Annotated in this window: 8 protein-coding genes; 2 read left to right on the top strand and 6 right to left on the bottom strand. The window is 73.0% G+C overall.

The window, feature by feature from the left end:
* Positions 1 to 308: 308 nt before the first annotated feature.
* The 5 genes from AB0D31_RS19480 to AB0D31_RS19460 all read right to left on the bottom strand — a co-directional run bounded on the left by AB0D31_RS19480 (position 309) and on the right by AB0D31_RS19460 (position 3,997).
* Positions 309 to 902, bottom strand: coding sequence for a hypothetical protein (locus AB0D31_RS19480; protein WP_362724374.1), 594 nt, complete (start codon positions 900 to 902; stop codon positions 309 to 311).
* A gap of 8 nt (positions 903 to 910) precedes the next feature.
* Positions 911 to 1,720 (bottom strand): papain-like cysteine protease family protein, encoded by an 810-nt coding sequence (locus AB0D31_RS19475; protein WP_362724371.1) that lies wholly within the window; start codon positions 1,718 to 1,720, stop codon positions 911 to 913.
* A gap of 9 nt (positions 1,721 to 1,729) precedes the next feature.
* Positions 1,730 to 2,056, bottom strand: a complete 327-nt coding sequence (locus AB0D31_RS19470) for a hypothetical protein (protein WP_362724368.1) — start codon at positions 2,054 to 2,056, stop codon at positions 1,730 to 1,732.
* 109 nt (positions 2,057 to 2,165) lie between these two features.
* Complete coding sequence (locus tag AB0D31_RS19465; protein ID WP_362724365.1) at positions 2,166 to 2,807, bottom strand: response regulator transcription factor; 642 nt, start codon at positions 2,805 to 2,807, stop codon at positions 2,166 to 2,168.
* The gene (locus AB0D31_RS19460; protein WP_362724362.1) at positions 2,804 to 3,997 is read right to left on the bottom strand and encodes a sensor histidine kinase; all 1,194 of its coding nucleotides are present in this window, start codon (positions 3,995 to 3,997) and stop codon (positions 2,804 to 2,806) included. Before AB0D31_RS19460 ends, AB0D31_RS19465 begins: the two co-directional genes overlap by 4 nt.
* Before the next feature lie 134 nt (positions 3,998 to 4,131).
* Between AB0D31_RS19460 and AB0D31_RS19455 the strand changes: the two genes are divergently transcribed.
* Complete coding sequence (locus AB0D31_RS19455; protein ID WP_362724360.1) at positions 4,132 to 5,175, top strand: ABC transporter permease; 1,044 nt, start codon at positions 4,132 to 4,134, stop codon at positions 5,173 to 5,175.
* Positions 5,172 to 5,876: an ABC transporter ATP-binding protein gene (locus AB0D31_RS19450; protein WP_362724357.1), complete on the top strand. Its 705-nt coding sequence runs from the start codon at positions 5,172 to 5,174 to the stop codon at positions 5,874 to 5,876. Before AB0D31_RS19455 ends, AB0D31_RS19450 begins: the two co-directional genes overlap by 4 nt.
* 102 nt (positions 5,877 to 5,978) lie before the next feature.
* On the opposite strand, the gene AB0D31_RS19445 is transcribed toward AB0D31_RS19450, so the two are convergent.
* Positions 5,979 to 6,782 (bottom strand): IclR family transcriptional regulator, encoded by an 804-nt coding sequence (locus AB0D31_RS19445; RefSeq protein ID WP_362724355.1) that lies wholly within the window; start codon positions 6,780 to 6,782, stop codon positions 5,979 to 5,981.
* Positions 6,783 to 6,879: the final 97 nt, after the last annotated feature.

The following is a 6,879-nucleotide window of genomic DNA, read 5'->3' as shown; positions in this document are numbered from 1 at the left end:
GCGGATGCGGCCGCTGGTACCGCTGGTTGGCCGGCACAGCCACGACATCAGTACCCTGGGGGGTGCCCCGCGGTGTTGGCGCGGGGCACCCACCTGTTTGGCATGTCCAACCACGTGGGGAGTTCGGCTCATTACGCTCCGGATCGGGGGTACGGACATCACGTGGCCGTGGTGCGGCATCCGCGCATGGGAACCGCGCCTCCAGGAGCCGCGCCACGGCCCGCCCGTCTCAAGGCCGGTTCCTGCGTGATCAGTTGGGGGTGCGTCCCCGGGCCCTGGCCTTCGCACTCGGGCCGGCGCCCGAAGGGTCAGCCGCCTCGGGGGTCCGCCGGGGGCAATGGGGGCGGGGCCAGCTCCGCTGCCAGGGCCAGTAGGGCAGCCGCAGGGTAGGGCTGGGCCGCGTCCACCCCCCGCGGCACCGGCGCCGCCGGAATGAGCGTGTCCGTCGCATTTCCGTGCAGCCACACCGCGATCAGGTGCACCGCTGGTACATGCAGCAGCCGCACCTCGGCAACACCGGCGTCCTCGGTGACACCCGCTCCCTCCGCGACACCGGCGGCGCCCCCCGCCGCATCGAGCGCCGCCGCCGTGCCCGCCACGAACGGCCCGTAGTTGAGCTGGCTGAAGACGTGCTCGCCCGACGGGTCGCGTACGGTCTCGGCGAGTGCCACCGGCTCGTCGCCGTGCCGGACCAGGTAGCGCCACGCCACTGGCTGCGCCTCGGCCAGCGGTCGGCCGGGGGCGAGCGTGTACATCTGTACCGGGTCCGCGAGACGCAGGTCCGCCGGGGCTGCCGGGAGCAGCGTCTCGGTGCGCACCCGGCCGAGGCCCGCCAGCAGCTGGAGTCCGGCCTCGGCCGCCGTGCGCGACTGGTCGGGTGGCGGTGGTGACTGGAGTGTCATGGCCGGTCCTAGCCCCTCGTGTAGTAGCTGTGCGTCCAGGTCCCGCTGCCCTGGTAGCTGGTCGCGAGGGTGGCGTACACCTGGTCGGACTTACCGTAGATCGGGTCGTCCACGGCGACGATCGCCTGGTCGGCCGGGGCGTCGACACCGATCGCGGTGCAGAAGTGGCCGCCGCCCGCCGCCCAGCCGATCCGGATGCACAGCGGTCGCCCTGCCTTGATCTCGCTCTCCACCTCGGCGAAGTCGACCCGGTTGGCCACCATCCGGTTGAGGTGGCCCACGATGCTCAGCGGATTGTCCAGCGGCTGCTGGCTGTTGCAGGCGTTGCCCGACCCTCCGGCCGCTGTGCAGCAATTGGTCTGGCCCGTCTGGGAGTTGGCGACCTGACACTGCGTCCAGGTGCTGGCCGCGTTGTAGTAGAGCGCGACACTCGTCGCGACCGCCGCCCAGCACCAGTTGGTCTGTGTCTGCGCCTGCATGTTGAACGCCAGGCGCTGGTAGTCCCAGAGACGGTAGTCGGGCTTGGTGTCGAGGATCGTGATGTCGGTGACGACGTTCAAGGGCGCGCCCCAGTCGACGGTGACCACGAAGGTCACGCCGTGGTTGGGGTCGTAGGGCGGCGAGTGCGGGCTGATGTTGCCCACCCGCACGTTGGCGTCGCCCACGAAGCGCGGGCTGTGCTTGAGGTCGGACGCGTTGGGGGAGTACTCGGACACGGTGACCCAGACCGTCGAGTCGTGGTCGATCTCGTTCCAGTTGAAGTTCAGTACGGTACGGCCGCTGAGGCCGTGCCAGTACTGGCGCACGGTGCGTGGCATCGGGCCCCCTCAGCCGTTCTGGTACTCGATGTCGACCGGCGGCCCGTCGAGGACCGTGATGTCGGTGACGATGTGCAGGGGCGAGCCCCAGTCGACGTTGACCACGAAGGTGACGCCGTGGTTGGGGTCGTACGGTGGCGCGTGCGGGCTGATGTTCTCGACGGTGATGGTCGCCCCGCCGGCGAAGCGCGGGCTGTGCCGTGGGTCGTTGCCGTCCACGCTGTACTCGGACGCGGTCACCACGACCGTCGAGTCGTGGTTGATGGCGGCCCAGTTGAAGTTGAGCCTGCACCGCCCTTGCAGGTTCCACCAGTACTGGCGGCAGGTCTGGGGCATGAGGGCCTCCACACGGTCCGGTTCACGCCGGGAACATGCCAGCAGCATGACGGATCGCGGGCCCCGTCGTCCCGGCCGTGCGGGTGGCCGTCGATACGGATGGGAGCATTCAGCCCGGTTGGCGGATAAGACGGCGCGCGCTCGCGGCGGCGACCGCCGAAGTGCGCGAGTCCACCCCCAACTTCGCGTAGATATGCACCAGATGGGACTTGACGGTGGCCTGGCTCAGGAAGAGCTGCTTGCTGATCTGCTGGTTGGAGAGCCCGTCGCCGACGAGTTGGAGCACCTCCAGCTCGCGCCGGGTCAGTGCCTCGGCGGGCGTGCGCATCCGGTCCATGAGCCGGTGTGCGACGGCCGGCGCGAGCGCCGACTGGCCCGATGCCGCGGTGCGGACCGCCGACGCCAGCTCCTCGGGCGGCGCGTCCTTGAGCAGATAGCCCGCCGCGCCCGCCTCCACCGCAGCGAGGATGTCCGCGTCCGTGTCGTACGTGGTGAGGACCAGGACACGCGGGGCGCCCGGCCGGCCCGTGATCCGCGCGGTGGCCTCGGCGCCGTGCATCCCGGCCCCGAACTGAAGGTCCATCAGGACGACGTCGTACGCGTCGGACGCGGCCAGCTCCACCGCGCGCTCGGCGGTCGCGGCCTCACCGGTCACCGCGAAGCCGGGCTCGGTGTCGAGGACCGCGCGCAGCCCGGCCCGCACGATGGGGTGGTCGTCGGCGAGCAGCAGCCGGATGGGCGCCGCGCTCACCGTGCACCCGCCACCGGCAGCGCCACCGGCAACGGCAGGGTGATCGCGACGGCCGTGCCCTGACCCGGCGCCGACTCCACGCTCAGCGTGCCGCCGAGCGACTGGGCGCGTGAGCGCATCGCGGGAAGCCCGAAACCGCCGGTGCCCTTCGCACGCCGCCGCCCCGGATCGAATCCGCAGCCGTCGTCGACGACATCCAGGGCGACCGAGGTGTCCATGAAGCTGAGGGTGATCTCGGCCCGGCCGGCGTCCGCGTGCTGCACCGTGTTGGCGAGCGCCGACTGGGCGACGCGCAGCAGGGCCACCTCGTACGGGGTCGGCAGCTCCACCGGGGTGCCGCTCACGCCGAACTGCACGGCCGGGCCCGGCGCCCCCGCGCACAGGCGCTCCAGGGCACCCGAGAGCGAGCCCTGTTCCAGGTCGGGCGGGGTGAGCGCCTTCACGAAACGGCGCGCCTCGGCCAGGTTGTCCTGGGCCGCGCGGCGGGCCTGCTCGACGTGGTCGCGGGCCGGATCACCGGCGGGCAGCACGCGCTCGGCGGCGCGCAGCAGCAGCTGGATCGAGGACAGGCCCTGGGCGAGCGTGTCGTGGATCTCGCGGGCCAGGCGCTCGCGCTCGGCCAGGGTGCCGGCGGTGCGCTCCGCCTCGGCGAGCTCGGCCCGCGTCGCCACCAGCTCGTCGATGAGTTCACGGCGCCGCTCGCTCTCGCGGTACAGCGCGTCGTACCCGAGCACGGTGGCGACGGCGACCGCCGCGCCGATCAGCGGCCCTATGAAGGCGCCCGGTGTGACCTGCTGTCCGTGGAGCAGGAAACCCGCGATGGCCGCGCCCGCCGCCGTGAGCACGGCGGGCAGCGCCCAGCGCAGCGCCAGCAGGTGGAGCAGCAGGAAGTAGAGCGGGAAGGCGGCCCACAGGGCGTCGGGAGAGAGGACGAGCAGCACGAGCCAGGCCGCGCCGAGCGCCCCCAGCCACACCGCGGCCGCCGGGGTCCTGGGCCGCACGGCGGGCAGGGCGACTCCCACCGCGTACACCGCGGCCATGACGGCCACCGCCCCGGCGACGGCCCACGCGTGCGGCGCGCCGTCGCCGGTGGCCCGGACCGCGGCGAGCGCGAGCAGCCCGCCGAGCAGCGTGTGCAGACACAGGCGCAGCAGGGCGGCGACGGGGGTGTGGGGGCGTGCGGAATCCATAGGCCTTCCAGCGTACGGGCCGGGTGGGCTCGCCCGGTCAACCGAAAGTTTGATGTGCGGATGCATCCTTCGATACCTCGGAGCATGCCCGCGCGCGATGCGCCGACGGGGCGCCGGCGAGCAGGGTTGGGGCCATGTTCGTCGCATGGAGAGACCTCCGGTTCGCCAAGGGCCGGTTCGCGCTGATGGGTACGGTCGTCGTGCTCATCACCCTGCTGGTGGGGCTGTTGTCCGGGCTCACCGCCGGCCTGGCGCGGGACAACACCTCGGCCGTCAGTGCCCTGCCCGCCGACCGGCTCGCCTTCGCCGCGCCACCGTCCGGACAGTCGGCCTCCTTCACCAACTCCGTGGTGCCGAGCGGTACTTGGCACCAGTGGCAGCAGGCGCCCGGGGTGCGCGAGGCGCAGCCGCTCGCCGTCTCCACCCTGAACGCCACGGCCGGCGGGCGCACGGCCGCGGTGTCCTCCTTCGCGGTGCGGCCCGGTTCGGAGCTGGCCCCGGCCGCGGTGCGTGCGGGCTCCGTCGTCCTGTCCCGTACCGCGGCCGACGACCTCCAAGCGAAGCGGGGCGACACCCTCACGCTGGGCGGCCGCAGGCTGAGCGTGACGGCGGTCGAGGGCGACGACTCCTACAGCCACACCCCCGTCGTGTGGACGGCGCTCGCGGCCGACGCGCCCGCGACCGTGGTCGCGCTCAGCCTCGAAGACGGCGCCGACCTCGCCGCCACCGACAAGGCGCTCGGCACCACGAGCCTCACGCTGTCCGACGCGCTCTCGGCGCTCCCCTCCTACCAGGCCGAGAACGGCTCGCTCCAGCTGATGCGCGGCTTCCTCTTCGTCATCTCGGCGCTGGTCGTCGGCGCGTTCTTCACCGTGTGGACGATTCAGCGCAGCGGCGACATCGCGGTCCTGAAGGCGCTCGGCGCCTCCACGCCGTACCTCCTGAAGGACGCGCTCGGCCAGGCCGTCGTGATGCTGACGACGGGCACGCTCCTGGGGGCCGGGCTCGCCTCGCTCGCCGGCTCCCTCGTCGGCGGCGCCGTGCCCTTCGTGCTCGACCCCGCCACCACGCTCGGCCCGGCCGCCGTGCTGATCGTCCTCGGCGTGATCGGCGCAGCCCTGTCCATCCGGCGCATCACCGCCGTCGACCCGCTGACCGCGCTCGGGAGTGCCCGATGACCTCGCTTACCACCCCGCCCCTCCTCCTCGACGGCGTCACCCTGACCTACCCGGACGGCGAGGGCCGCCTCACCGCGCTCGACCAGGTCTCGCTGTCCGTCGCGGCCGGCACGGTGACGGCCTGCGCGGGGCCCTCCGGCTCCGGCAAGTCCAGCCTGCTCGCGGTCGCGGCGACCCTCGTCACGCCGGACAGCGGACGGGTCGTGGTGGCGGGGACCGACACCTCGGCGCTCACCCCGGCCGAGAAGGCGGCGCTGCGCCGCGCCTCCATCGGCATCGTCTTCCAGCAGCCGAACCTGCTGCCCGCGCTCACGGCCGCCGAACAGCTCCAGGTGATGGCGCATCTCTCGGGCCGCCGTCCGCGGGAGACACGCGCCCGCGCCCTGGATCTGCTGGCCTCCGTCGGACTCGACGGGCAGGCCCACCGCCGCCCCCACCAGCTCTCCGGGGGCCAGCGCCAGCGGATCAACATCGCCCGCGCCCTGATGAACGAGCCCGCCGTGCTCCTGGTCGACGAGCCGACCAGCGCCCTCGACCACGAGCGGGGCGCCGCGATCCTCGACCTCCTGCTCACCCTCGCCCGCGACCGCGGCACGGCCACCGTCCTGGTCACCCACGACCGCGCCCATCTGGACCGGATGGACACCGTGGTGACCATGACCGACGGGCGCCTCGGCGCGGCCCGCACGCCGGCGGGCTGACCGAGGCCTGCCACCGGCCCCGGACGCGCGAAACCCCGGGCGGTGTCGTACACCTCCGGGGTTTTCGGGCGCCGGCGCCGGGCGTGCGCGGCCCGGGGCGGCTCAGGTCTGGGTGCCCGTGTTCGCCAGCGCCGTCGAGAGCTCCTCGGCGATGCCCTGGAGGATCGGCACGATCCGGTCGGTGGCCGCCTCGGTGACCCGGCCGGCCGGGCCCGAGATCGAAATGGCCGCCGCGGTGGGGGAGTTGGGCACCGACACCGCGAGGCAGCGGACCCCTATCTCCTGCTCGTTGTCGTCGACCGCGTACCCGGCGCGCCTGACCTGCTCAAGGGCGTCGAGGAAACCGTCCGCCGTGGTGATCGTCTTCTCCGTCGCGGCCGGCATGCCGGTACGGGCGAGCAGCGCGCGGACCTCCTCCGGCGGGGTGTACGCGAGCAGCGCCTTGCCCACGCCCGTGGAGTGCGGCAGCACCCGGCGGCCGACCTCGGTGAACATCCGCATGGAGTGCTTGGACGGCACCTGCGCCACGTACACGATCTCGTCGCCGTCGAGCAGCGCCATGTTCGCTGTCTCGCCGGTCTCCTCGACGAGGCGGGTCAGATACGGGTGCGCCCAGGTGCCGAGCAGCCGGGCCGCGGATTCGCCGAGCCGTATCAGGCGGGGGCCGAGCGCGTAGCGCCGGTTGGCCTGCTGGCGTACGTAGCCGCAGGCCACGAGCGTACGCATCAGACGGTGGATGGTCGGAAGGGGCAGGCCGCTGCTCGCGGAGAGCTCGCTGAGGCCGACCTCGCCCCCGGCGTCGGCCATCCGCTCGAGAAGATCGAAGGCGCGCTCGAGAGACTGGACTCCTCCGCTGGCGGCGGGGGCTTTGGAGGCGTCGGTGGTGCTGGCGCTTGACGTCGGCACGGCGCGTTCCTTTCGGTGCTGGCAGGCGAAGGAGCAGACTATCGGGCGGTTGTCCGGCCTACCCTGGACAGGGCAGGTGTCCTTGCCGGTCAGAGCG

It is taken from the genome of Streptomyces sp. NPDC048361 (assembly GCF_040651795.1).
Taxonomy (GTDB): Bacteria; Actinomycetota; Actinomycetes; order Streptomycetales; family Streptomycetaceae; genus Streptomyces.
This window is presented reverse-complemented; position numbering and strand designations above follow the sequence as displayed.